Origin of the sequence: Testudinibacter sp. 'clade 2' (assembly GCF_006227735.1) — a bacterium.
Lineage (GTDB): Bacteria > Pseudomonadota > Gammaproteobacteria > Enterobacterales > Pasteurellaceae > Chelonobacter.
The window spans coordinates 1-1,165 of the sequence record NZ_VDHB01000187.1 but is presented as its reverse complement, the minus strand read 5'-3'; the positions used below and the strand labels follow the sequence as shown (position 1 = coordinate 1,165).

The window sequence follows — 1,165 nt, the reverse complement described above, 5'->3', positions numbered from 1 at the left end:
CGAATGTGGGCAAATCGACCCTGTTTAACGCTTTGACAAAAGCTGGCATCGAAGCGGCAAACTATCCGTTTTGCACCATCGAGCCGAATACCGGCGTGGTGCCGATGCCGGATCCACGTTTAGATGCGCTAGCGGAAATCGTCAATCCGCAACGGGTGCTGCCAACGACCATGGAGTTCGTTGATATCGCCGGTCTGGTTGCCGGTGCGAGCAAAGGCGAAGGTTTAGGTAACAAATTCTTAGCTAATATCCGCGAAACCGACGCCATCGGTCATGTGGTGCGTTGTTTTGAGAACGACGATATTGTGCACGTTGCCGGTCAGATCAATCCGGCGGAAGATATCGACACCATCAACACCGAACTGGCGTTAGCCGATTTGGACAGCTGCGAAAAAGCCATTCAGCGTTTGACCAAGCGTGCCAAAGGCGGCGACAAAGAGGCGAAATTCGAACTGTCGATTATGGAAAAAATCCTGCCGGTGCTGGAAAATGCCGGCATGATCCGTTCGGTAGATTTAGATAAAGACGAGTTGCACGCAATTAAAGGCTACAACTTCTTAACCCTGAAACCGACCATGTACATCGCCAACGTCAATGAAGACGGCTTTGAAAACAACCCGTATTTAGATCGCGTGCGTGAAATTGCCGCCAGCGAAGGTGCGGTGGTGGTGCCGGTGTGTGCAGCGATCGAATCAGAAATTGCCGAGTTGGACGACGAAGAAAAAAATGAGTTTTTACAAGAGCTGGGATTGGAAGAACCGGGCTTAAACCGGGTGATCCGTGCCGGTTATCAATTGTTAAACCTGCAAACTTACTTCACTGCCGGGGTGAAAGAAGTGCGTGCTTGGACCGTTGCCGTTGGCGCCACCGCCCCGAAAGCCGCCGCCGTGATCCACACCGATTTTGAAAAAGGCTTTATCCGCGCCGAAGTGATCGCCTACGATGATTTCATTCAATTCAAAGGTGAAAACGGCGCAAAAGAAGCCGGCAAATGGCGCTTGGAAGGCAAAGACTATATTGTCAAAGACGGCGATGTGATGCACTTCCGTTTTAATGTGTAATTCATTTCTCACCAAGAGAATTGATAAAGCAAAAGTAGGGGCTGATTAACTATCCGCCCGTTTGCGAAGTGCGGTATAAGCACTTAATCAATAAAGGAAAAATG

1 protein-coding gene is annotated in these 1,165 nt (G+C 49.7%); it reads left to right on the top strand.

What is annotated here, in order from left to right; genetic code table 11:
• Positions 1 to 1,061 (top strand): redox-regulated ATPase YchF (gene ychF, locus FHQ30_RS12350; protein ID WP_139625182.1); only part of this gene is annotated, 1,061 nt, incomplete at its 5' end.
• Positions 1,062 to 1,165: the final 104 nt, after the last annotated feature.